The sequence below is a fragment of the Streptomyces sp. SAS_270 genome (assembly GCF_052543295.1).
Genome location: NZ_JBMNDS010000033.1, coordinates 25258 through 47927, shown reverse-complemented (window position 1 = coordinate 47927; position 22670 = coordinate 25258). Strand labels below are relative to the sequence as shown.

The 22670-nt window shown below is 70.0% G+C and carries 20 protein-coding genes; 5 read left to right on the top strand and 15 right to left on the bottom strand.

Annotated features, from left to right (window positions below; translation table 11 throughout):
• Positions 1 to 194 precede the first annotated feature (194 nt).
• A complete protein-coding gene (locus tag ACN6LB_RS22220; protein WP_445027444.1) occupies positions 195 to 1031 on the top strand; it encodes a TIGR02452 family protein in 837 nt (278 codons plus the stop codon).
• A gap of 228 nt (positions 1032 to 1259) precedes the next feature.
• On the opposite strand, the gene ACN6LB_RS22215 is transcribed toward ACN6LB_RS22220, so the two are convergent.
• The gene (locus tag ACN6LB_RS22215) at positions 1260 to 1715 is read right to left on the bottom strand and encodes a type II toxin-antitoxin system PemK/MazF family toxin (RefSeq protein WP_445027443.1); all 456 of its coding nucleotides are present in this window, start codon (positions 1713 to 1715) and stop codon (positions 1260 to 1262) included.
• 71 nt (positions 1716 to 1786) lie between these two features.
• Here ACN6LB_RS22215 and ACN6LB_RS22210 point away from each other — a divergent pair, with 71 nt between their 5' ends.
• Both ACN6LB_RS22210 and ACN6LB_RS22205 read left to right on the top strand, forming a co-directional pair.
• The gene (locus ACN6LB_RS22210) at positions 1787 to 2878 is read left to right on the top strand and encodes a glycosyl hydrolase family 18 protein (protein WP_445027442.1); all 1092 of its coding nucleotides are present in this window, start codon (positions 1787 to 1789) and stop codon (positions 2876 to 2878) included.
• A gap of 74 nt (positions 2879 to 2952) precedes the next feature.
• Positions 2953 to 3480, top strand: coding sequence for a DinB family protein (locus tag ACN6LB_RS22205; RefSeq protein ID WP_445027441.1), 528 nt, complete (start codon positions 2953 to 2955; stop codon positions 3478 to 3480).
• A gap of 102 nt (positions 3481 to 3582) precedes the next feature.
• On the opposite strand, the gene ACN6LB_RS22200 is transcribed toward ACN6LB_RS22205, so the two are convergent.
• The 3 genes from ACN6LB_RS22200 to ACN6LB_RS22190 all read right to left on the bottom strand — a co-directional run bounded on the left by ACN6LB_RS22200 (position 3583) and on the right by ACN6LB_RS22190 (position 6913).
• A complete protein-coding gene (locus tag ACN6LB_RS22200) occupies positions 3583 to 5070 on the bottom strand; it encodes an SPFH domain-containing protein (RefSeq protein ID WP_445027440.1) in 1488 nt (495 codons plus the stop codon).
• A gap of 176 nt (positions 5071 to 5246) precedes the next feature.
• On the bottom strand, positions 5247 to 5465 hold the full coding sequence (locus ACN6LB_RS22195) for a hypothetical protein (RefSeq protein WP_356134569.1): 219 nt from the start codon (positions 5463 to 5465) through the stop codon (positions 5247 to 5249).
• 2 nt (positions 5466 to 5467) lie between these two features.
• On the bottom strand, positions 5468 to 6913 hold the full coding sequence (locus ACN6LB_RS22190; protein ID WP_445027439.1) for an amidase: 1446 nt from the start codon (positions 6911 to 6913) through the stop codon (positions 5468 to 5470).
• Positions 6914 to 7232: 319 nt separating this feature from the next.
• Here ACN6LB_RS22190 and ACN6LB_RS22185 point away from each other — a divergent pair, with 319 nt between their 5' ends.
• On the top strand, positions 7233 to 8573 hold the full coding sequence (locus ACN6LB_RS22185) for an AbfB domain-containing protein (RefSeq protein WP_445027479.1): 1341 nt from the start codon (positions 7233 to 7235) through the stop codon (positions 8571 to 8573).
• Positions 8574 to 9213: 640 nt separating this feature from the next.
• Here the strand turns inward: ACN6LB_RS22185 and purU are convergent.
• The 7 genes from purU to glyA are packed head-to-tail and all read right to left on the bottom strand — an operon-like array spanning position 9214 to position 17751.
• Positions 9214 to 10095 carry a formyltetrahydrofolate deformylase gene (gene purU, locus ACN6LB_RS22180; RefSeq protein ID WP_445027438.1) on the bottom strand — a complete coding sequence of 294 codons (882 nt, stop codon included), beginning with the start codon at positions 10093 to 10095 and terminating at the stop codon, positions 9214 to 9216.
• Between the two features lies 1 nt (position 10096).
• The gene (locus ACN6LB_RS22175; RefSeq protein ID WP_445027437.1) at positions 10097 to 11470 is read right to left on the bottom strand and encodes an L-serine ammonia-lyase; all 1374 of its coding nucleotides are present in this window, start codon (positions 11468 to 11470) and stop codon (positions 10097 to 10099) included.
• Positions 11470 to 12078 carry a sarcosine oxidase subunit gamma gene (locus ACN6LB_RS22170; protein WP_445027436.1) on the bottom strand — a complete coding sequence of 203 codons (609 nt, stop codon included), beginning with the start codon at positions 12076 to 12078 and terminating at the stop codon, positions 11470 to 11472. Before ACN6LB_RS22170 ends, ACN6LB_RS22175 begins: the two co-directional genes overlap by 1 nt.
• On the bottom strand, positions 12071 to 14926 hold the full coding sequence (locus ACN6LB_RS22165) for a sarcosine oxidase subunit alpha family protein (protein WP_445027435.1): 2856 nt from the start codon (positions 14924 to 14926) through the stop codon (positions 12071 to 12073). Before ACN6LB_RS22165 ends, ACN6LB_RS22170 begins: the two co-directional genes overlap by 8 nt.
• Entirely contained in the window at positions 14923 to 15219 is a 297-nt protein-coding gene (locus ACN6LB_RS22160) for a sarcosine oxidase subunit delta (RefSeq protein WP_445027434.1), read from the bottom strand. Before ACN6LB_RS22160 ends, ACN6LB_RS22165 begins: the two co-directional genes overlap by 4 nt.
• Before the next feature lie 10 nt (positions 15220 to 15229).
• The gene (locus ACN6LB_RS22155; RefSeq protein ID WP_445027433.1) at positions 15230 to 16450 is read right to left on the bottom strand and encodes a sarcosine oxidase subunit beta family protein; all 1221 of its coding nucleotides are present in this window, start codon (positions 16448 to 16450) and stop codon (positions 15230 to 15232) included.
• Complete coding sequence (gene glyA / locus ACN6LB_RS22150) at positions 16447 to 17751, bottom strand: serine hydroxymethyltransferase (RefSeq protein ID WP_445027432.1); 1305 nt, start codon at positions 17749 to 17751, stop codon at positions 16447 to 16449. Before glyA ends, ACN6LB_RS22155 begins: the two co-directional genes overlap by 4 nt.
• Positions 17752 to 17846: 95 nt before the next feature.
• Between glyA and ACN6LB_RS22145 the strand changes: the two genes are divergently transcribed.
• Positions 17847 to 18512 carry a GntR family transcriptional regulator gene (locus ACN6LB_RS22145; protein ID WP_445027431.1) on the top strand — a complete coding sequence of 222 codons (666 nt, stop codon included), beginning with the start codon at positions 17847 to 17849 and terminating at the stop codon, positions 18510 to 18512.
• A gap of 105 nt (positions 18513 to 18617) precedes the next feature.
• On the opposite strand, the gene ACN6LB_RS22140 is transcribed toward ACN6LB_RS22145, so the two are convergent.
• From ACN6LB_RS22140 to ACN6LB_RS22125, 4 genes are all read right to left on the bottom strand, one after another.
• Positions 18618 to 19424, bottom strand: coding sequence for an amino acid ABC transporter ATP-binding protein (locus ACN6LB_RS22140; protein WP_445027430.1), 807 nt, complete (start codon positions 19422 to 19424; stop codon positions 18618 to 18620).
• Positions 19425 to 19446: 22 nt separating this feature from the next.
• Positions 19447 to 20418, bottom strand: a complete 972-nt coding sequence (locus ACN6LB_RS22135; protein ID WP_445027429.1) for an amino acid ABC transporter permease — start codon at positions 20416 to 20418, stop codon at positions 19447 to 19449.
• Entirely contained in the window at positions 20418 to 21353 is a 936-nt protein-coding gene (locus tag ACN6LB_RS22130; RefSeq protein ID WP_445027428.1) for an ABC transporter substrate-binding protein, read from the bottom strand. The genes ACN6LB_RS22135 and ACN6LB_RS22130 overlap by 1 nt, the downstream gene beginning before the upstream one ends.
• 446 nt (positions 21354 to 21799) lie before the next feature.
• Complete coding sequence (locus ACN6LB_RS22125) at positions 21800 to 22468, bottom strand: GntR family transcriptional regulator (RefSeq protein WP_445027427.1); 669 nt, start codon at positions 22466 to 22468, stop codon at positions 21800 to 21802.
• Positions 22469 to 22670 lie beyond the last annotated feature (202 nt).

Below are 22670 nucleotides of genomic sequence, written 5' to 3'. Positions count from 1 at the left end.
AGCTTGTCCCACCCAAGACCACGCGACCGGGTTCGCACAAGGGTGCAGATCCGCTCTTTCGGGGCCGGGTCACACTGTTCGCGGGGCCGCGAAACTCTGTTGCGCCGCATGACCAGCATCGCTCACGATGCGTTCATGAGCACGACGGGGGAGATCGCGCGGCGCGCGTTCGAGGCGTCCACGGGGGTGGCGCCATGAGCGCGCGCCTTCGTGCGATCGCACAGGAAACGGAAGAGATCGTCGCGGCGGGTGCGTACCGCGCGCCCGGTGGGCGCGAGGTTCCGATCGCCGCGGCGGTCGAGGCCGCTCGCAGCGGAACGCGGATGGTCGGGCCGGGCCCCGTGCCGATATCGCCGGCCGATCCCGTGGACACATTGTTCGAGGTCACCGGCGAAAGCAGCCTGGAAGCGGCCCGCCGGCTCACCGGCTCCGACCCCGTCGCCGTCCTGAACTTCGCCTCGGCGCGCAATCCCGGCGGCGGCTACCTCAACGGGGCGCAGGCCCAGGAAGAGGCCCTGTGCCGGGCCTCGGCGCTGTACACGTGCGTACTGCGGGCGAGGGAGTTCTACGACCACCACCGCGCCCACCGCGACCCGTTCTACACCGACCGTGTCATCCACTCACCCGCCGTGCCCGTCTTCCGCGACGACCGCGGACGACTTCTGGACGAGCCGTACACCGCCGGATTCCTGACCGCGGCGGCACCCAACGCCGGAGTGGTCCGGCGCACCACCCCCGAGCGCGCGGCCGAACTGCCGGGTGCCCTCGCCCTGCGAGCCGAGCGGGTACTGGAGACGGCCGCCGCGCACGGATACCGGCGGCTGGTGCTCGGAGCCTGGGGCTGCGGGGTGTTCCAGAACGACCCCGGGCAGGTTGCCGGGGCCTTCCGGACCCTGCTCACCGACCGGGGCCGCTTCGCCGGGCGTTTCGACCACGTGGTGTTCGGCGTCCTGGACCGCACGGCGGGGGCGTCGGTCCGGTCGGAGTTCGAGCGGGTGTTCGCCCATGAGGTCGCTGCGCGCCTGCCGTAGCGTCCGGCGGCCGGGGTGCCTGGAGAGGTGCCCGATCGGGCGGTCGGGCGGTGTGGGGGGTTTGCGTCCGGGGGCGCTGAGCGTCGGCCATCGGGCTAAGCGCCGTTCGAGCAGCTGGTTGCCCGGAGGGCTGCTCGGACCCTCCCGGGGTGTGGCGGTGGCCGCCGGGAAGCCGAGCCGCCTCCCGCCACAGAGCCTCACCGTGGCCGAAGGCGCCCGGAACGCCGTTCAGCGCCAGCCGTAGCGTTCCCGCAGCCGGTGCACCACCAGGTTGAACCGCATCCGGTCCAGGGCGCAGGCCTCGCGCCGCATGCCGTCCTCGTGCAGCCGCAGCACCCGGTCCACGTCCACCCACGAGTCGCGCCCGGACCGGTCCCACGGCCCGCTCCCGATCGCCACCCACTCGCGGTCACCGTCGTGCCGCTTGCTGGAGAGCTGGACGGCGAGGAACGTACCTGTGGCCTCGCGGGCCACGACGAGCACCGGGCGGTCCTTGCCCCGGCCGTCGTTCTCCTCAAAAGGCACCCACGTCCACACGATCTCGCCGGGGTCGGGGTCGCCGTCGTGCGCGGGGGAGTACTCCGTCCGCACCCGGCCCACCTCACGCGGCTCGGCCTCGGTGGTCGCGGAGGCCCCGTGGCGGCCGGGGATCTCTGCGTCGGTCTCATCGGTATAGGCAGTCACGCGGGTCACGTTAGAGGCTGTCCGGCCCAACCCGCCGCGCGGGTCCGTGTGATGGCCCACAGGCTCGCCCCATGGTGAGACGACACGCATGGCGCACCCGGGCCAACTGGGGAGCCCTCGCACTGGCCCTGGCAGCCCTGACCCTCGCACCCGGACCGGCGCCCGCACCCGCATCGGCACCCCCAACGACACCCACGCCGGCACACGGAACGGCCCCACCATCCCGTACCGTCTCCGCCTGGCTGCCCTGGTGGGACCAGCGGGCCGCGTACGACAACGCCCTCAGCCACGCCGCCCAACTGCGCACCATCAGCCCGTTCTGGTACGAGGCCAAGGGCGCCGACCGCATCGACGGCCATCCCGGTGCCGGCGAGCGGCGCATCATCGCCGGACTGCACGGCGCGGGCATCCAGGTCGTTCCCACCGTGATGGAGCAGCTGCGACCCGGCGCCCTCGCCGCCGTCCTGGCCCGGGCGGACAGCCGCGCCACCCACATCCGCGCGCTCGAACGCCTCGTCCTCAGCCGGGCGTACGACGGCATCGACCTCGACTACGAGTCCATCGCCCCCACGGGGGACGCCGCGTACCAGAAGGTCCGCGCCGACTACGCCACCTTCGTCGCCGGCCTCTGCCGCCGCCTGCACGAGCTGCACAAACAGTGCTTCGTCACCGTCTCCCCGCAGACCGCGAACACCGGCCGTGTCTGGGACTACCGCCGACTGGGCGCCGCCGCCGACCGGCTGCGCATCATGGGGTACGACCTGCACTGGTCCGGCGGTCCGTCCGGCCCGCTCTCCTCGCCGGACTGGTACGACGACATCCTGCGCCGCGCCACCGCACAAGTCCCGGTCCGGAAACTGGAGATGGGTCTGCCCGCGTACGGCTGGGACTGGGCCGCCGACACCGTCGGCCACGCCCGCCACGTCACCTCGAAGGAGGCCGAAGCCCTCCGCCGTCGCGTCAAGGCCCCCTACAGCCTCGACCCGATCTCCCGCACCCCCCACTTCACATACGAGGAGAACGGCACCCGCCGCACCGTCTGGTACCAGGATGCCCGAGGGATCGCCGAGGACCTGCCGGTGCTCCGCAAGTACGGCGTGACGAGCACGGTGCTGTGGGCCCTCAACTTCGAGGACCCTCAGTTGTGGCGCACTCTTGCCTGATCGTCAGGCAGGTCCCCGAAGTCACGACGGCAATGAGGACATGGACTGGCCTATATGCCTCCTACGGTCGACCCATGACCACTTCGCCGCAGAACCCGGCCCCCTTTCCTCCTGGTGAACAGGGGGAGCTGCTGCAAGCACTCGCGGAGCAGCGGGAGTTGCTGCTGATCACCGTTCGCGGCATCGGCGACGCCCAGGCCGCCGAGCGCACCACCGTCAGTGAACTCACCCTGGGCGGGATCCTCACCCATCTTGTCCGGGGCGAGCGGGTATGGATGCAGATCATGGTGAAGGGGGACGGTGAACTCCCGGAGGGCATGCTCGACTTGGAGCAGTACCGCATGGCGGAGGGTGAGACGCTCGCCGGGCTGGTGCAGCAGTACGAGAGGGTCGCACAGGCGACGGAAGCGGCCGTGGCCGCCCTGCCCGACCTGGACCGGAGTGTGCCCCTTCCCAGGACCCCGTGGTCCCCGCCAAAGACCGTCCACTGGTCGGCCCGCCGGATCCTGCTGCATCTGATCAGGGAGACGGCCCAGCACGCCGGGCACGCGGACATCATCCGGGAAACCCTCGACGGCGCCAACAGCACCGCCCAACGGTGATCCCACGGGCGAGCGCCCTCCCCGGACCGTCCGACGGCCGGGAAGGGCGCTCAACGAGCACTCACCAGGAAGCGGGTGAGAGGCCGCGGAGAAGCCGGTGGGTCACTCCTCGTCCTTCTCGACCGGAACCTTCTCCGTCCGAGGCGCCACGAAGCCGTTCAGGCCGGCGTTGCCCGGTGCCACGACATCGTTCTGGTTCATCGAGGCGAGGAGCTGGCGGGCCAGGCCGAGGCCCGTGCCTCCCATCGTGAGGGCCTTGGCGAACATGTCCGACATGCCGTCGGCGCCGTTGAGCAGCACCATGTGCTCGACGTTGCCGAAGGCGCTCGCGCCGGCCTGGACGATCTCCGGCCAGTTCTCGGCGAGTTGCTGGGCGACCACGGCCTCCTGGTTCTCGGCGAGGGCGGCGGCCCGGGCCTTGATGGCCTCCGCCTCGGCGAGACCCTTCGCCCGGGTCGCCTCGGCGATCGCGAGCCCGTTGGCCTGAGCGGCCGCTGCCTCGGCCTCACCGGTGGCCCGGGTCGCCTCCGCCGCGGCCAGACCTCGCGCCTTCGTCGCCTCGGCCTCGGCGCCCGCGGCCGTCTTGACCCGGGTCGCCTCGGCCGCCGCCGCGAGTTCGGTCTCCTGGGCCTTCGCCTGCGCGGCGGAGATCCGCGCGTCGCGTTCGGCCTCGGCCCGGGCCCGGGTCTCGTACGCCTTGGCGTCCGCGGGCTTGCGGACGTCCGCCTGAAGCTGCTGCTCGCGGCGGTGCGCCTCCAGTTCGGCGACGCGTGTCTCCTGCACGACGACGTCCTGCTGGGCGGCGGCGTGGGCGAGCGGCCCGGCCTGCTGGGCCCGGGCGGCCGCCTTGTCCCGCTCGGCCTGGTAGCCGGCCTGGAGGATCTCGCTGTCCCGGGTCGCCTCCGACATCCGGGCCGCGGCCGCCTGTTCGGCCTCGGTGGCGAGACGGTTCGCCTCCGCCTGCGCGATGCGCGCGTCGCGCTGTACGGCGGCGGCGTGCGGCATGGCGAGGTTCTTGATGTAGCCGGTCGGGTCCTCGATCTCGTGGATCTGCAGCGAGTCGACGATCAGACCGAGCTTCTCCATCTCCGTCCCGCACGCGGCCCGCGTCTGACCGGTCAGCTTCTCCCGGTCGCGGATCATGTCCTCGACGGTCAACCCGCCGACGATGGACCGCAGATGACCGGCGAACACGTTGTGCACCCGCTCGGACATCATCTTCTGCTGGTCGAGGAAGCGGCGGCCCGCGTTGGCGATCGACACGAAGTCGTCGCCCACCTTGAAGATGACCACGCCCCGCACCTTGAGCGGAATGCCCTGGGTGGTCGCGCAGTCCACGGACAGCTCGGTCTCCTTCAGATCGAGGGAGAGCCTGCGCACCGCCTGCACGCCCGGAATCACCAGCGTGCCGCGTCCCGTGACGATGCGGAATCCCATGCCTTCTTCAAGGCCTTCGGTCCGGTGTTTCGAACCGGAGATGATCAGTGCTTCGTCGGGCTCCGCGACGCGCCACATGAGCTTGAAGACCACAACGATGCAGACCAGTGCGAGGACAACTGCCCCCGCTACGACGCCGACAATCATCGGCATACGCCCCCTTTGAATGGTGCCCTTTCGGCACCGAACGAAGGGAGTGTGCTCCTGCGCGAGACCCGGGTACAGCTGTTGACGAATCCTTGTTGCAATCTTGATGCGTACGGCTCTCACCTGGCAGGACGCGCGCTCAGGTGTCGTATGACGCGGCGTCAACTGCCCTACTGCGCCGATCAGTCGTCGTAGGCGGCCGACACGTACACCGTGCGCGGCGGCAGGTACTCGACCACCATCACGACCGTGCCCCGCTCCAGGCGGTCCTTCGCCGCGGCCGGGTAGGCGAGGAAGTGCTCGGCGCCACCGCGCACCCGGACGATCACCTCGCCGACGAGCCCCGGCCCGACCGTGCCGGTCACCCGTCCCATCAACCCGACCATCGGAGCGTCACCCATGGTCACAGCGTACGGTCTTCTCCCGCCTGCGCGGCCGCGTCCGTGGCGGCCTGCTGCGGCGGCCACCGCTCGTACCAGCGCAGGTCGGCCTCCAACTGCGCGGCCAGTGACACGAGCAGCGGCTCGCTGTTCGCCGGGCCGAGGAGCTGCGCGCCCACCGGAAGGCCCCCGTTGACGAAGCCGGCGGGGACGTTGACGCCTGGCCAGCCGAGGATGTTCCAGGGCCAGGCGTAGGGGCACGCGGCGATCATCGCGCGGTCGGTGGCCAGACCGCCGAGGCTGAGCATGGAACCGATCCTCGGCGGGGGAGCGGCCGTTGTGGGCGCCAGGATGACGTCGTACGTGTCGAAGAGCGCCCCGACGCGTTGGTGCAGGGTCGCCTCCGCGCGCCGGGCCGCCCGCAGCGGGGCGCCGCCCAGCAGCCGGCCCAGCCGGGCGGCGTCGCGGGTGCGCCGGTCGAGGAGTGCGGGGAAGGGGGCCTCGCGGACCCGTTCGGCGAGCCCGGCCGTGGCGCGCGGGATGAAGGTGAGCCCGATCTGCCCGTACGCCGGGTCGGCCTCCTCGACGGTGTGCCCCAACGCGGCGAGCTTGTCCGCGAGTTGGATGATCCGGGCACGTACGTCGGGTTGCAGCCGTGCGGGCAGCGCGGTGAACGGCGGCTTCAGGGCGAGTGCGATGCGCAGCCGGCCCGGCTCCCGGCTCGCCGCGTCCGAGACGCGCAGGGCGAGCGGCCGGTGCAGGTCCTGCTCGTGGTTGCCGCTCGCCGCGTCCAGGAGCAGGGCCGCGTCCGCGACCGTACGGGCGAGTGTCCCGTTGACCGTGATGCCCTGGAACGACTCCGGGCGCGGCCAGGTCGAGATGCGGCCGCGCTGCGGTTTGATGCCGATCAGATGGGTCCAGGAGGCTGGGATCCGGACCGACCCGGCGCCGTCCGAGCCGAGGGCGGCCGGCACCAGACCCGCGGCGACCGCGGCTGCCGAACCGCCGGAGGAACCGCCCGGCGTGTGCTCGGGGTTCCACGGGTTGCGGGTCACCCCGAACGCGGGGCCCTCGGTGAACGGCCACTGCCCGAACTCGCAGGTGTTGGTCTTGCCGAGGATCACCGCGCCGGCCGCGCGCAGCCGCCGTACCGCCTCGCCGTCCTGCGTCACCGGCGGGAACGTGCCCTCGCAGCCGAACGCCGTGGGCTCGCCCGCCACGTCCATGTCGTCCTTGACCGCCACCGGCACGCCCAGCAGCGGTCGCCGCACACCGGCCGCGAGTTCCTTGTCCGCGGCGTCGGCCTCGACGAGCGCCGCCTCGGCCCGCACGACCCGGAAGGAGTTGATGGAGGACTGCGTCGACTCGACCCGGGCGAGGGCCTGTTCGACAAGGGCGCGGGAGGTCACCTCGCCGGCGGCAAGGGCGCGAGCGCACTCGGCCAGACCCGCGGCACGGTCGAGAGTCATGGGGGCACCTCCGGAAGCACGATGTCTACCGAACGGTAACGTCCGCGCGCGGGCCGCGGTACGGGAAGGGGAACTTCCCTTCGGTGAAACGGAGTTCGTGCCTCAAGTCGGCGCACCAGGAGCAACACAGGGTTCACACAGTGGCCATCCGTCCCTGTGGAAAGCATTGACGCGCACAGGGCCCACCCTTACGGTCTGACCGAATTTCCGAACCACGTTCGGCATGCCGAACCTCTCTGGGGAGTTGCACGTGACCGCATCGGCCAACGCCGGGCCTGCCAGGTCCCTCCCGCCGTCCCGCCGCAGCCTGCTGCGCGCGATGGCCGCCCTGCCCGCCTCGGTGCTCGTCCTGGGCGAACTGCCCGGCCTGCTCGGCACGGCCGCGGCCGCCGCACCCCCCGGAGGCTCCGCAACCCGCTACACCATCGTGCCGTTCCTCAACAGCAACGACGGCACCGTCAACGTCTACCAGTCCGACGACGCCACCGACTTCCGCCTCGTCAAGGCCTCCGCCTACACCCCACCCAGCAACCGGATCCGCGACGCCAGCGTCTTCAAGCACACCAACGGCTACTACTACCTGACCTACACCACGCACACCTGGCAGGACACCAGCACCACCATCGGCTTCGCGCGCAGCTCCGACCGGGCCAACTGGACCTTCCTGTACGACTACACGGTCCCGCTCACGAATCTCTCGCGCGCCTGGGCCCCCGAGTGGTTCGTCGACAGCGACGGCAGCGTCAACGTCATCGTGTCCTGCTCGACCACCGACGACGAGTGGATCTTCACGCCGTATCTGCTCAAGGCCACCAACTCCGCTCTCACCGCCTGGAGTTCACCGGTCGCGCTCTCGGGCATAGGCAGCAACCACATCGACACCTTCCTGGTGAAAGTCGGCTCCACCTACCACGCCTTCACCAAGAACGAGACGACCAAGTACATCGAGTACGCCACCGCCACCCGTCTCACCGGCCCCTACACGATCAGCAAAACCGGCGACTGGGCGGGCTGGGGCAGCTACCGCGAGGGCCCGGCCCTGGTGCAGCTCGACAACGGCGGCTGGCGCATCTTCTTCGACGGCTACAGCGACGGCAGTTACTACTCCAGCGACAGCTACGACTCCTTCGCCACCTGGAGCGCCCCCGCCAAGCTGCCCGTCATCTCGGGCACCGCACGCCACTTCACCGTGGTCAAGGAGACCGTCTCCGGAGGCGTGACCCTCCCCACCGGCGTCACCCGATCCTTCCGATCGGCCAACTACTCCACCCGCTACTGGCAGGAGCAGTCCTCCCTCCTCAACCTCCCCGTGGTGAGCAGCTCAAGCACCACGGCCGAGAAGCAGGCCGCCACCTTCACCGTCGTCGCGGGCCTCGCCGACGCGAACGCCTTCTCCTTCCGCGACGCCGCCGGCAACTACCTGCGCCACTACGGCTTCCGAGGCCGCTTCGACGCCAACGACGGCACGGCGAAGTTCGCCAAGGATGCCACCTTCACCGCCCGCACCGGCACGACCTCCGCCGCCGTCCGCTTCGAGTCGTACAACTACCCCGGCTACTACCTGCGCCACTACAACTACCAACTCCGCGTGGACCCGACGGACGGCACGGACCAGTTCCGGCAGGACAGTTCATTTGTGCCGGTGACGGCCTGGGCCTGACCTGCATGCCCCCTGACCTGGGGTGTTCCGTGGGAGGCCAATCTGGAGTTCCCTCGATTTCCCGGGAGTTCCCGGGGAAATGTGCAATAGATGTGCAATGATCATGGTGTCTGGCAGCTGTCCCTGCCTCGCTGTATGGCCGCGTGAGGGGACCAGATGACGGGGCTTGAGAGACAGGTTGCGCACCCTGCTGGTCGGCGCGTCATCGACCTTGAAGCATGGGTGCGGCCTGGGTTGCCGATGTGTTCGCTTCGGTGTCGGGCGGATCAGCGGCGGCCGGGCGGACGATGTGTGGGGGGTCCGGCGACGGCGCGGATCGCTTCCGTCACCGCCATGGCCCGGGCGCCCTCGGCGCCCGCCGGCGGCTACGGCGTCGCCCGGTCCGGTGGATCGGGCCGACGGCCGCGACCAACAAGGCGACGACGAGGCGAACGACGCGAGGGCTCGTCACCGCGCCCCGGACTTGCGCGGCCACCGCTGCCCGACAGGCCCATTCGCAGGGTTCACGGGCGCCCGCGGAGCAACCACCAGGGGGGTTCCTGAGCCGCTGCCGCCGCTCTGCCGCTCCGCAACGTCCCATGCCGGCCTAGCTCCGGGCGGGCGCCTACACGGCGCGCGCCCCGAGGGAGGCGTCCGACCGTCAGCGGAGGACCACCGTGCGCCTGCCCTGGACGAACACCCGGCCTTCGCAGTGCCATCGGACCGCTCGGGCCAGGGCCGCCGACTCCGCGTCGCGGCCGATGGCGGCCAGGTCGTCGGGGGTGTGGCTGTGGTCGACGTCTATGACCTCCTGGGCGATGATCGGGCCCTCGTCGAGGTCGGCGGTGACGTAGTGGGCGGTCGCGCCGACGAGCTTGACTCCGCGGTCGTGTGCCTGGTGGTAGGGCTTGGCACCCTTGAAGCTCGGCAGGAACGAGTGGTGGATGTTGATCGTCCAGCCGGCCAGTCGGCTGCACAGGTCGTCGGAGAGCACCTGCATGTAGCGGGCCAGCACGACCAGGTCGACGTCGAACGAGTCGATGATCTCCACGAGCCGGGTCTCGGCCTCGGGCTTGGTCGCGGGCGTGACCGGCACGTGGAAGAACGGGATGCCGTGCCAGGCGACGAGTTCCTCGTGGTCGCGATGGTTGGAGACCACCGCGACCACGTCGATGGGCAGGTCGCCGCTGCGGGTGCGGAAGAGCAGGTCGTTGAGGCAGTGGCCGTAGCGGGACACCATGATCAGGACGCGGCGCCGGGTGCTGACCGTTTCGAGGTGCCATCGCATGGCGAAGGGGGCGGCCACGGCGGCGAAGTCGCGGCGCAGGGCCTCCGTGCTGTTCTCGCTGCCGGAGGTGGCGAAGCGCACCCGCATGAAGAAGTGGCCGTCCCGGCGGTCACCGAACTGGTGGTTGTCGATGATGTCGCTGCCGTGCTCGAGGAGGAACCGCGAGACGGCGTGCACGATGCCGGGAGCCTCGGGGCAGTCGACGGTGAGCACGTGCTCGACGGGCTCGGTGGCGGAAGCTGCGAGATCAGTCATGTCAGCACTCGATTACGTTGACGGCGAGGCCGCCGCGGGCGGTCTCCTTGTACTTGACCTTCATGTCCCGGCCGGTGTCGCGCATGGTCTTGATGGCCATGTCCAGGCTGACCTTGTGCGTGCCGTCACCGGCCAGGGCGAGACGTGCCGCGTTGATGGCCTTGTTGCTCGCGACGGCGTTGCGCTCGATGCAGGGGATCTGGACCAGGCCGCCGACCGGATCGCAGGTGAGCCCCAGGTTGTGCTCGATGCCGACCTCGGCCGCGTTCTCGACCTGCGCGGGTGTCCCGCCGAGGACCTCGCACAGGGCCCCGGCCGCCATGGAGCAGGCCGAGCCGACCTCGCCCTGACAGCCGACCTCGGCCCCGGAGATGGAGGCGTTCTGCTTGAACAGGATGCCGATCGCGGCGGCGGTCAGCAGGAAACGGACCACACCGTCGTCGTCGGCCCCGGGTACGAACCGCGTGTAGTAGTGCAGTACGGCGGGGATGATTCCGGCCGCCCCGTTGGTCGGGGCGGTCACGATGCGGCCGCCCGAGGCGTTCTCCTCGTTGACCGCCAGCGCGAACAGGTTCACCCAGTCCATGACGTGCAGGGGATCCGGGCTGCCGGCGTTCGCGCTGAGATCCTGGAACAGCGCGGGCGCGCGGCGGGGCACCCGCAGGCCACCCGGCAGCACCCCTTCCCGCCGGCATCCGCGTTCCACACATGCCTGCATGACGGACCACAGGTCCAGCAGTCCCGCGCGCACGTCGGCCTCGGGACGCCAGGCCTGCTCGTTGGCGAGCATGACGTCGCTGATGGAGAGGTCTTCCCGTGCGCAGTGGGCGAGCAGTTCGGCCCCCGAGTCGAAGGGGAAGCGCACCCGGGTGGTGTCCGCGACGACACGGTCGGCGCCGGTGGCGGCCTCGTCGACGACGAAGCCGCCACCCACGGAGTAGTAGGTCCGCTCGTCCAACAGCCGCCCGTCGTCGGCGAAGGCGTGGAACATCATGCCGTTGGGGTGCGCGGGCAGGGACCTGCGTCGGTGCAGCACCAGGTCCACATCGCTGTCGAAGCCGATGCGGTGCTTGCCGGCCAGGAGCAGGGTCTCGCTGTTCCGCACCTCCGCGACCCGGTCATCGGCCCGGTCGGTGTCCACGGTGGCGGGGTCCTCGTCCTCCAGTCCGAGCACGACCGCCTTGTCCGAGCCGTGGCCGTGCCCGGTCGCGCCGAGCGACCCGAACAGTTCGGCCCGCACCCGGCCGACGGAGGACAGCAGGCTCTCGCCGTCCAGGCGCTGGACGAAGCGTCGGGCCGCCCGCATCGGCCCCACCGTGTGGGAGGAGGAGGGGCCGATGCCGACCGAGTACAGGTCGAACGCGCTGAGCGCCATCAGGGGACCTCGGGGCGGCGGTACTCGCTCATCGCGTCGATGAGCCAGCGGGCCAGGTAGTCGGCGAACGAGGACCGGGGGAACAGCCGGTACGTGGGCGTGTCGTCGACCTGCCAGAGCAGTACGGCGATGGGGCCCACCGTGGTCGACACGGCCTGGCCGGCTGCGAACGCGCGGGGATGCAGGTCCAGCGGGCAGCCCTTCTCCAGGACCTCGCGGGCGGCCGGGCCGCTCAGCTCCAGTGCGGTGCGGTTCGCCGAGACGTCCACGACCGAGCCCGGGTCCGTCCCGAGTGCCTCCCGCAACTCGGCCGTCACAGCGGCCACTTCGGCCTGGGACACGACGAGCCATTCGTCGGGGCCGAGCCACAGGACCGTGTGCGGGCCGGCTGTGGTGGTGTGGCCGCACTCGCGGGGCAGTGCCGCGCCCAGGGTCTTCTCGATGCGGTCGGCCGCTTCGGAAGCGGGGGCGACGCGCAGGTTCACCATGGTGAGGAACGGCCACTCGGTCAGCGTGACGCCGCGGGCGCCGGTGACGGCGGCGGTCCGCATCCGCTCTTCCAGGTGCGCCAACGGGCTCACCCGTGCGTCGATCGTGGACTCAGCCATCGCGCTTGGTCCCTTCGGGGTCGTAGAGGACGAAGTCGGTCACCTCGACGGGCACCAGGGCCTCGCCCACCGGGGCCAGCAGGGTCTGACCCTTCCTGGCCTGTCCGTCGGCGACGAGGGCGAGCGCGAAGGGCCGGCCGAGGGCGGGACTGTGGTAACTGGAGGTGACGTGGCCGAGCATCGGCACCGGCACCGTCTCCAGGGAGACGTCCGGCGCGACGAGCTGGGTGCCCTCGGGCAGCCGGGTCGTGCGGTCGCTCGGCAGCAGACCGACCAACTGCTTGCGGTCGGTGCGGGCGGTGTCGGCACGGGAGTAGGACCGCTTTCCGACGAAGTCCTTCACCTTGGAGACGACCCAGGACATGCCCGCGTCCTGCGGGGTGACCGTGCCGTCGGTGTCCTGGCCGACGATGATGAAGCCCTTCTCGGCCCGCAGGACGTGCATCGTTTCGGTGCCGTAGGGGGTGATGCCGTAGGGCTTTCCGGCCTCGTGCACCTGCTCCCAGACGGCCAGGCCGTACCAGCCGGAGACGTTGATCTCGTAGGCGAGTTCGCCGGAGAAGGAGATCCGGCAGATACGGGCAGGGACGCCGGAGGCCAGGGTCGTCTCGCGGAAGGCCATGAACGGGAAGGCCTCGTTGGACAGGTCGATGTCCGGGGCGAGATGGGCGACGACCTCGCGCGACTTGGGGCCGACGACGGCGATCGTCGTCCACTGCTCGGTCACCGAGGTGCAGTGCACGTCGAGTTCGGGCCATTCGGTCTGCAGCCACTCCTCCAGCCAGTCCAGGACCCCGGCGGCACCGCCGGTCGTGGTGGTCATGAAGTAGCGGTTGTCGTCGAGGCGCAGCGTCACGCCGTCGTCGAAGATCATGCCGTCGGGCTTGCACATCACGCCGTAACGCGCCATGCCGGGCTTGAGCTTCTTGAAGGCGTTCGTGTAGATCCGGTTGAGGAACTCGCCCGCGTCCGCGCCCCAGATCTCGATCTTGCCGAGGGTGGAGGCGTCCATGAACGCCACCCCCTCACGGGCCGCCCGGCACTCGCGCGCAACGGCCGCGTCCATGTCCTCACCGGTCTGCGGGTAGTAGCGCGGGCGCTTCCACTGCCCGACGTCCTCGAACTCGGCGCCGTGCGCCACATGCCAGGCGTGGACGGAGGTGGTGCGCTCCGGGTCGAACAGCTCACCGCGCTCACGCCCGGCCAGGGCGGCGAAGGCGATCGGCGTGTACGGCGCCCGGTAGGCCGTGGTGCCGATCTCTCCCAGCGAACCGCCGAGGGCCTCGGCGATCACACCGATCGCGTTGACGCCGGACGTCCTGCCCTGGTCGTTGGCCGTGCCGAGCGAGGTGTAGCGCTTGACGTGCTCGACCCCGCGCATGCCGGCGCCGGTGGAGCGCCAGACGTCGGCGACTGTGACGTCGCGCTGGAGGTCGACGACATGGGTGCTCCAGGTGGCGGGTTCGCCGTCGGGGGCGGGCACGAGCCACAGGGCGCGCGTCGGGCCGACCGCGGACGGCACACCGACGGCGGACGGTACGGTCACCGGGAACCCGGCCTCCGTCGCGGCCAGCGCGCCGGCCCGCGCACCCTCGGCCCGGCAGCCGTCGAGGTCGTACGTCCCCCGGGCCGCGCCCACGACCTGCTGGTCGCGCACCGTGCCGTCGGGGACGAAGGCGACCAGGTCCTCGTTCCAGCGCAGCTTGCCCTGGCGTTGGCTGTGCAGGTGTACCACCGGGCTCCAGCCGCCCGAGACCGCGAGCAGGTCGCAGTCGAACGGCTGTGGTGCGCCGGTGAGTTGCCCCTCGGCGTCGAGCGCCTGGACGGTGACGCCGGTGAGCCTCCGGTCGCCCGAGGTGTCGACGACCGCGCTGCCCGTCAGCACCCGCGCGCCGGTTGCGACGGCGACCTCGGCGGCTCGGTGGGACAGTTCGGGGCGCGCGTCGACGACGGCGGCGATGTCGATGCCTGCCGCGTGGAGGTCGGCAACCGTGTCGTAGGCACTGTCGTTGGTCGTGCTCACCACGGCCCGCGAACCCGGCGCCACGCCGTACCGGTTGAGGTAGGTGCGCACCGACGCGGCGAGCATCACCCCGGGGCGGTCGTTTCCTGCGAAGACCAGCGGACGCTCGTGCGCGCCGGTGGCCAGGACGACCTGGCGGGCCCTGATGTGCCACAGCCGCTGGCGTGAGACACCTTCGGGAGCGTCGGTTCCGAGGTGGTCCGTGCGTCGCTGGAGGGCCAGCACGTAGTTGTCGTCGTACGAGCCGAACGCCGTGGTGCGTGGGAGGACCACGACCTCGGGGGCGGCGTCGAGTGCCGCACGGACCTCGGCGACCCACTGGAGGTCGGCCTGCGCGCCGGAGAGCAGCGAACCGCCGGGCTCGGGCTGGTCGTCGACGAGGACCACGCGCGCGCCGGAGCCGGCCGCGGCGGCGGCGGCCGCGAGGCCTGCCGGTCCGGCGCCGACGACCAGGACGTCGGCGTGGGTCCACTTCTTGTCGTAGGCGGCGGGGTCGGGGGTGGGGTCGAGCCGGCCCATGCCGGAGAGCGTGGTGGCGGACAGGCCGTCGTACAGCTCGACGGTCGTGGCCGGGAGCATGCCCTCCGAGCACGAACCGCCCAGCTGCACCAGGGCGTTGGGCTCCTCGACGCCCGCGGCGACGATGCCGCGCGGGCGGCCGCGGTAGAGCGAGGGTGCGACCTCGGCGAGCCCGTTCGCCAGCATCGCGGAGGCGAGGGTGTCGCCGGGGTGGCCGGTCAACTCCCGGCCGTCGACGGTGAATCGCAGGCGGGTGCCGCGGTCGACTCGGCCGCCTCGAGGCAGCCGGAAGTGCTGGTCGGTCATCGGTTCCCTCCGGCCTGGGGCATCTCGGGGCGTGGCTCGTCGAGCCGGTACGAGGTCAGCACCTCGTGGGTGGCGGTGTCGCGCAGGACGTTGAACCAGCGGCGGCAGCCGATGCTGTGCATCCACCGTTCCGCGAACGGGCCCTTGGGGTTGTCGCGGTAGAAGACGTACTGGGCCCACTGCTCGTCGGTGAGGTCGGCGGGGGACTCGGGGTGGGGGACATGGGCCTGTCCGCCGTAGTGGTACTCGGTCTCGTTGCGCGGACCGCACCATGGGCAGTTGATCAGCAGCACGGTGTCCTCCTCAGTGAGCCACGGCTGCTGCGCCGTGTTCGTCGATCAGCGCGCCCGTGGTGAAGCGTTCAAGGGCGAACGGGGCGTTCAGCGGATGCGGTTCGCCCGTGGCGAGGGTGTGCGCGAAGGTCCAGCCGGCGGCCGGGGTGGCCTTGAAACCGCCGGTGCCCCAGCCGCAGTTGACGTAGAGGTTCTCCACGGGGGTGGCGCCGATGATCGGGGAGGCGTCCGGGCTGACGTCGACGATGCCGCCCCAGGTGCGCAGCACATGCGCCCGCGCGAAGATCGGGAACAGCTCGACGGCGGCGGCCATCTGCTGCTCGATCACATGGAACGAGCCGCGCTGGCCGTAGCCGTTGTACGAGTCGACGCCCGCGCCCATCACCAGCTCGCCCTTGTGGGCCTGCGACACGTAGACGTGTACGTGGTTCGACATGACCACTGTGGGATGCACCGGCTCGTGCAGCTCGGAGACCAGGGCCTGCAGAGGGTGGGACTGCACCGGCAGCCGTACGCCCGCCCGCTCGGCCAGCACGCTGCTGTGCCCGGCCGCCGCGAGGCCGACCCGTCCCGCGTGGATGCGGCCGCGGTTGGTGTCGACGCCCACGACCCGGTCGCCGTCCTTGAGGAAGCCGGTGACCTCGCAGCCCTGGATCAGGTCCACGCCCAGCTCGTCGGCGCGGCGCGCCAGCGCCCAGCCGACGTGGTCGTGCTTGGCGATGCCGGCCCGGGGCTGGAAGGTGGCGCCCAGCACCGGGTACCGGGTGCGGGAGGAGACGTTGAGGATGGGGCAGACCTTGGCGACCTCGTCCGGCTCCAGCCATTCGGCGTCGACTCCGTTGAGGCGGTTGGCGCCCACGCGGCGCATGCCTTCGCGGACGTCCTGCAGGGTGTGCGCGAGGTTGAGGACGCCGCGCTGGCTGAACAGGAAGTCGTAGTCCAGCTCTTCGGGGAGCTGTTCCCACAGCTTGAGCGCGTGCTCGTAGATCGCCGCGCTCTCGTCCCACAGGTAGTTGGAGCGGATGATCGTGGTGTTGCGCGCCATGTTGCCGCCGGCGAGCCAGCCCTTCTCCAGGACGGCGACGTTGGTGATGCCGTGGTTCTTGGCGAGGTAGTAGGCGGTGGCCAGACCGTGGCCGCCTGCGCCGACGATGACGACGTCGTACGACCGCTTTGGGTCGGGGTTGCGCCAGAGGAAGTCCGGGTGTTCCGGCAGCGGTTCGGCACTCATGCCGGGCCTCCGTCGAGGTGGGGGTAGAGGGGGAAGGCGGTGGCGAGTTTCTCGACCCGGGCACGCAGTTCGTCCTCAGCGCGTTCGCCCTTCAGGGACTCCGCGATGATGTCGGCGACCTCGCGGAACTCCGTCTCGCCGAAGCCGCGGGTGGCCAGGGCGGGCGTACCGATCCGCAGGCCCGACGACACCATCGGCGGGCGTGGGTCGAACGGGACGGCGTTGCGGTTGACGGTGATGCCGATGCGGTGCAGCCGGTCCTCGGCCTGTTGTCCGTCGAGCGCGGAGTTCCGCAGGTCGACCAGGATCAGGTGGACTTCGGTGCCACCGGTCAGCACGGTGATCCCGGCCTCGGCCACGTCGTCGGCCAGCAGCCGTCCGGCGAGGATCTTCGCGCCCCGCAGCGTGCGTTGCTGGCGCTCCTTGAATTCCTCGCCCGCCGCCAGCTTGAAGGCGACCGCCTTGGCCGCGATGACGTGCTCCAGGGGGCCGCCCTGCTGGCCCGGGAAGACCGCCGAGTTGATCTTCTTGGCCAGGTCGGCACGGCTGAGGATCACACCGCCGCGCGGGCCGCCGAGGGTCTTGTGCGTGGTGGTCGTCACGACGTCGGCGTACGGCACCGGGCTCGGATGGAGGCCCGCGGCCACCAGCCCGGCGAAGTGCGCCATGTCCACCATCAGATACGCGCCCACAGTGTCGGCGATCCGGCGGAACGCGGCGAAGTCCAGCTGGCGGGGGTAGGCCGACCAGCCCGCGACGATCATCTTGGGCCGGTGGGCGAGGGCCAGCTGCTCGACCTCGTCCATGTCGACGCGCAGGTCGGACTCGCGCACGTGGTAGGGCACGACGTCGTACAGCTTGCCGGAGAAGTTGAGGCGCATGCCGTGGGTTAGGTGGCCGCCGTGCGCCAGGTCGAGGCCGAGGATCGTGTCGCCGGGCTTGAGCAGCGCGAACATCGCGGCGGCGTTGGCCTGCGCGCCGGAGTGCGGCTGTACGTTCGCCGCCTCTGCGCCGAACAGTTCCTTCACCCGGGTGATGGCCAACTGCTCGATGACGTCGACGTGTTCACAGCCGCCGTAGTAGCGGCGGCCCGGGTAACCCTCGGCGTACTTGTTGGTCAGGACCGAGCCCTGGGCCTCCATCACGGCCGCCGGGGCGAAGTTCTCCGAGGCGATCATCTCGAGCGTGGACTGCTGACGGTGCAGCTCGGCGTCGACAGCGGCGGCGATCTCAGGGTCGAGCTCGCCGAGCGGGAGGGAGAGAGGAGAGGTGGACGTGGTGAGCGACGTTTGCGTTGCCATCTGTGCACCGTCCTGATAACCGACTAGTGAGCAACTGATATATCAAACTCTGCGGTAAGGTATGGGAGCTTGCCGGACAGGTCAAGGGGGCATCCATGCAGCAGACGGCGCTCGAGCCCGTCGACGAGGAGTTGACCCTCGCCGAGCGCGCCTACCGTGCCATCCGTGACCAGCTGGTCATGCTCGAGATCCGTCCGGGCGCGCCGATCAATGAGGATCAGCTGGGGCAGGCTCTCGGCGTGGGACGGACACCGGTGCGTGAGGCGCTCAAGCGGCTCCAGTACGAGCGCCTGATCACGACCTATCCGCGGCGTGGGACCTTCGCCACCGAGGTCAACATCACCGATCTGGCCCATATCTCCGAGGTACGGCTGGAGTTGGAGCCCCTGGCTGCCACCCAGGCCGCGCGTCGCGCCACGGCCACGGACCGAGCCGGCCTGACGGCGCTGCGGCGGGAACTGGACAGCGCCGGGGCGCCTGGGCGGGACTCCGCCGACCTCATGCGCCTGGACCTCCAGGTCCACCGGGCCGTCTACGCCGCCACGCACAATCCGTACCTGGAGGACACCCTCGTCCGCCACGACAACCTGGCCACCCGCATCTGGTGCCTGTTCATCGACCGTCTGTCCGACATGGCCGGCCACGTGGAAGAGCACGGACCGCTGATCGACGCCATCGTCACCGGTGACGCCGACAAGGCGGCACGCCTTGCCCGCAGCCACGTCGAGGACTTCGAACGGGCCATTCGCGGGGCCATCTGAGCATCAGCGCTCACCGTGCGGTGCCCGCTCTCCGCATCCGCCGAGGACCGTGGTGCCGCACACCGTCGACGGCGCCGGCCGGCCACGGGACAGGCTGGCGCGCTGTCACAGGATGCTGTTGATGAAGGTGCGCGTGGACTCATGGACGGGTGCGTCGATCACCTGGGACGGCGGCCCCTTCTCGACCAGCCGGCCCTCGGACATGAAGACCACCTCGTCGGCGACACCGCGGGCGAAGCCGATCTCATGGGTGACCACGATCATCGTCATACCGCTGGTCGCCAGCCGCTTCATGACGCTCAGGACCTCACCGACCAACTCGGGGTCCAGGGCCGAGGTCGGCTCGTCGAACAGCATGACGCTGGGCTTCATGACCAGCGCCCGCGCGATTGCCACGCGCTGCTGCTGGCCGCCGGACAGGGTGCTCGGGTAGACGTCGGCCTTGTGGGCCATGCCCACCTCATCGAGTGCCCGCAGCGCGTCACTCATGGCCTCGGCCTTGTCCACGCCCTTGACCCGGCGCGGCGCCTCGATGAGGTTCTCCATGACCGTCATGTGCGGGAAGAGGTTGTAGGACTGGAAGACCATGCCGGTTTTGGTGCGCTGCTTCGCGATGGCCGACGGCGGCAGTTCGTGCAGCTTGTCGCCCTTGAGGCGGTAGCCGATCACCTCGCCCTCCACGATGACGCTGCCTTTCGACGGGCGTTCGAGGTGGTTGATACATCGCAGCATGGTGCTCTTGCCCGAGCCGGATCGTCCGAGGATGACGACCACCTGGCCACGGCGTACCTCCAGGTCGACGCCCTTGAGGACCTCGACCGGGCCGAAGCTCTTGTGGAGGTCGATGATCCGGACGATGGGGTCTGCCGTCGAGATGTCGGTACTGCCGGGTGCGGGGGTTGTTGCGCTCATCAGGTGTTCACCGGTCCTTTCGTCATGCCGGAGTCGGGTTGTCCTTCGACCGGGACCGCTGCGAGAGCCGAGGGCCGAACGACCTGAGCTTCGCGAGGCCGCCCGGCCGGAGCGGGCCGACCTGCACGCCGCGCCCGTAGTGACGCTCGATGTGACTCTGGGCGTAGGACAGGACCGTGGTGCACAGCAGGTACCAGAGGGAGATCACGACGAGCAGCGGGATCGTGCGGAAGTTCTGCGAGTAGATCAGCTGCGCCGAGTACAGAAGGTCGGCGAGAGCGATGATGCTCACCAGCGAGGTGTGCTTCAGCATGCCGATGACCTGGTTGCCGGTGGGCGGGACGATGACTCTCAGGGCCTGGGGCAGGACCACCCTGCGGAAGGTCAGCCACCGGTTCATGCCGAGCGCGACGGCCGCCTCCTGCTGGTGCCTGGGCACCGAGAGCAGCCCGCCACGCACGATCTCGGCCATGTACGCCGACTCGTTGAGGGTCAGACCGATGATGGCCACGGCCCACAGACTCAGCACGCTGTTGGTGGCCGCGCCGGCGATCTCAGGACCGCCGAACGGCACGCCGATCGACAACCGGGGGTACAGGGCGGAGAGGTTGAACCAGAAGATCAGCTGGACGAGGAGCGGTGTGCCCCGGAAGAACCACAGGTAGGCGCCTGACAGATAGGAGAGAACCCGGTTCTCCGACATCCGGCAGGCGGCCAGGACGATGCCGAGGACGATGCCCAGCGTCATGGCCACTGCGGTGAGGAGCAGTGTGGTGCCGAGACCCTTCATGATCTCGTGGTTGAACAGATACTCCCGGACGACGGGCCATTCGAAGTTGTCATTGGTGAGCACGGAGTAGCCCAGACTCGCCGCGGTCAGGAGAACGAGCAGGGCGGCGAGGCGCCGTCCGGGGTACCGCATCGGCACGAGTTCCGTGGGCGGGGTGGCTGACGGGTCCACACGGGTGGGGTCCATGGCGGTGGCCGGGTTCATCAGTTGCTCCCGGTGGCCGGAAGGATCTCGGCCTTCGTGATCAGCCCCTGACCGGCGTTGAACTTGTCGAGGATCTTCTGCAGTTCACCGTTCTCGACAAGGTGGTCGGTGGCCGCCTGGACCGCCTTGGCGAACTTCTCGGTGTCACTGTTGCGCGGCAGCACGAAACCGGTCTTGTACTTGGGGGCCCAGGGCAGTTCGACCAGTTTGAACTGGCCCTTGGTCTGGCTCATCACGTAGGCCACCTGGCTCGCGCTGCTCACCGCCGCGTCGACCCGGCCGCCGCGCAGGGCGAGGTTGACGTTGGCCTGGGAGTCGAAGGTCTTGACGGTGATCGCGCCCTTGCCGGCGCTCTTGCACTTGCCCGCGATCTTTTCGGCCAGGGCCGCCTCGGCGGAGCCGAGCGACGCGGCCAGCGTGTGACCGCAGAGATCCGTGTCCGAGGCGGCGGTGGTGATCTTGCTGCCGACCGGCACCATGAGGGCATCGGCCGACACGTGGTTGGTCACGAACGTGACGGTCTCCGTGCGTTCGGCCGTCGCGTAGATCTCCCCGGTCGCGCCGTCATAACGGCCCGCCTGCAGACCCGCGATGATGCCATTGAACGGGACGATCCTGACCTTGACCTTCAGACCCATGACCGCGGCGATCCGGTTCACGTTCTCGACGTCCCAGCCGGTGGGCGTCGCGCCGTTGGCGGGCTCGATCACCGCGGGCGGGTAGGTGGCAGCGGCGATCGTCAAGGTCCCCTTGTCGGCGATCGACTTCGGGACCATCGCGGCGATCGAGTCGACCTTCTTCGTCCCGCCCCCCGACGCGGCAGTGGACGAACTCGCGTCGGCGGACGAACCGCACGCGGCCGTCGAACCGACCAGGGCAACGGAACCGACAATCGCCCCGAAGCGGACCAGACGTGAATCGCGTAGACGCTTCATGACTCTCCCTGTGGCTGAAATGCCCGAGGTGGATTAATCACGACATAGGCCCTGTTTCAGATGAGGTAGGGCGCGGTGATGGCAGGTAACTTCGCACCTTCGTCGAGGTCTGACAAGATGTGATCACAGATCTTTTTTGCATCGTTGTCGGCGAAACCTGCTCCGACCTGGGAAATCACGCCGGTGAGGAATTTTCAGGCAGCGAGCGCCGGGTCGATCGCGACGATCGAGACGCCGAAACGGGCGGGCGGGCGCACGGCAGCCCGCCCTCATTACCTACGGCCCGTCCAGGTCGTGCAATTCGTAGCAAATGGGCAATCGGCCCGTAATCGATGGGGCCGAAAATGGGGCACGCATGCCTGGCGCCGCACCGGCCGGATCATCGCTTCGCGGCGCCGAAGTCCCCAGGCTGCACCTCGGCGACCGGAGCCGGTCCCAGGAGGCGTCTACCGCGAAACCAGCTGCGCCTTGATCCGGTCGGTGGCGTTGGCCAGCGACTCGTTGTTGATGGTGGCCGCCGCCTCGGCGTCACGCGCGTGGGCGGCCGTGAGCAGTTGCTCCTGGTATCGCCAGAGCGAGTCGTCCCCGGCTGTGTCGAGGGACGCCCGGGCTCCGACGATTTTGTAGGCGCGGCAGTGCTCCCAGAGGGTGCGGATGGTGTTCAGCAGCACGGGGTTGCCGGCCGCTTCGTAGAGAATGGCGAGCAGAGCCTCGTCGTGGTCGAGGTACGCGACGACGGCACCCTCGTCGATCGCGCGGCGCATCAGCTCGAACTCCTCACGCATGCGCCCGACCCCGGCCTCACCGATCTGCGCGGCACCCCGGCGCGCTGCCTCGACCTCCAGGATCTGGCGCGTGTCGTAGATGTGGAGCAGTTCGGTGGGGTCCTGGCCCTTCACCACCGAGCCCCGGTGCGGGACGCGTTCGGCGAAGCCCGCCTCCTCAAGGCGCCGGATGGCCTCGCGTACCGGCATCACGCTGGTTCCGACCTCGGCGGCGAGATCACGGATGCGCAGGCGGTAGCCGGCCGGATACTCGCCGCTGGTGATCGCCTCGTGCAGCACCGCGTACACCCGGTCGGTGAGAGAGAGCGACGGCTCGACACGTTTGGACATACGCACGACTGAATCATAAACGGCCTGGTCGGTGGCAGAGGTTGGACGAACGCTCATGTCAGCCGCGCCGCCCGTCGGTGAACCGCCCTTGGGAACTCCACCTGAATTCCACCCCAACCCATTGTGTGATCTGTGATCACATCCTAAGGTGGCGGGCACCACCCAGGCGAGCTGCCCGGGCACGCGTGACGACTTCCCCCGC

What these genes read in the sequence shown, in the direction of transcription:
- ACN6LB_RS22190 (WP_445027439.1), bottom strand. Translation starts at nt 6,913, where the DNA reads ATGACTCTCGACCGTGCCGCGGGTCTGGCCGAGTGCGCTCGCGCCCTT.
- ACN6LB_RS22175 (WP_445027437.1), bottom strand. Translation starts at nt 11,470, where the DNA reads ATGGCGCTCAGCGCGTTCGACCTGTACTCGGTCGGCATCGGCCCCTCC.
- ACN6LB_RS22155 (WP_445027433.1), bottom strand. Translation starts at nt 16,450, where the DNA reads ATGAGTGCCGAACCGCTGCCGGAACACCCGGACTTCCTCTGGCGCAAC.
- ACN6LB_RS22145 (WP_445027431.1), top strand. Translation starts at nt 17,847, where the DNA reads ATGCAGCAGACGGCGCTCGAGCCCGTCGACGAGGAGTTGACCCTCGCC.
- ACN6LB_RS22200 (WP_445027440.1), bottom strand. Translation starts at nt 5,070, where the DNA reads ATGCCGATGATTGTCGGCGTCGTAGCGGGGGCAGTTGTCCTCGCACTG.
- ACN6LB_RS22220 (WP_445027444.1), top strand. Translation starts at nt 195, where the DNA reads ATGAGCGCGCGCCTTCGTGCGATCGCACAGGAAACGGAAGAGATCGTC.
- ACN6LB_RS22135 (WP_445027429.1), bottom strand. Translation starts at nt 20,418, where the DNA reads ATGAACCCGGCCACCGCCATGGACCCCACCCGTGTGGACCCGTCAGCC.
- ACN6LB_RS22195 (WP_356134569.1), bottom strand. Translation starts at nt 5,465, where the DNA reads ATGGGTGACGCTCCGATGGTCGGGTTGATGGGACGGGTGACCGGCACG.
- ACN6LB_RS22125 (WP_445027427.1), bottom strand. Translation starts at nt 22,468, where the DNA reads ATGTCCAAACGTGTCGAGCCGTCGCTCTCTCTCACCGACCGGGTGTAC.
- ACN6LB_RS22165 (WP_445027435.1), bottom strand. Translation starts at nt 14,926, where the DNA reads ATGACCGACCAGCACTTCCGGCTGCCTCGAGGCGGCCGAGTCGACCGC.
- ACN6LB_RS22205 (WP_445027441.1), top strand. Translation starts at nt 2,953, where the DNA reads ATGACCACTTCGCCGCAGAACCCGGCCCCCTTTCCTCCTGGTGAACAG.
- purU (WP_445027438.1), bottom strand. Translation starts at nt 10,095, where the DNA reads ATGACTGATCTCGCAGCTTCCGCCACCGAGCCCGTCGAGCACGTGCTC.
- ACN6LB_RS22210 (WP_445027442.1), top strand. Translation starts at nt 1,787, where the DNA reads ATGGTGAGACGACACGCATGGCGCACCCGGGCCAACTGGGGAGCCCTC.
- glyA (WP_445027432.1), bottom strand. Translation starts at nt 17,751, where the DNA reads ATGGCAACGCAAACGTCGCTCACCACGTCCACCTCTCCTCTCTCCCTC.
- ACN6LB_RS22170 (WP_445027436.1), bottom strand. Translation starts at nt 12,078, where the DNA reads ATGGCTGAGTCCACGATCGACGCACGGGTGAGCCCGTTGGCGCACCTG.
- ACN6LB_RS22185 (WP_445027479.1), top strand. Translation starts at nt 7,233, where the DNA reads ATGGCCGCCCTGCCCGCCTCGGTGCTCGTCCTGGGCGAACTGCCCGGC.
- ACN6LB_RS22130 (WP_445027428.1), bottom strand. Translation starts at nt 21,353, where the DNA reads ATGAAGCGTCTACGCGATTCACGTCTGGTCCGCTTCGGGGCGATTGTC.
- ACN6LB_RS22140 (WP_445027430.1), bottom strand. Translation starts at nt 19,424, where the DNA reads ATGAGCGCAACAACCCCCGCACCCGGCAGTACCGACATCTCGACGGCA.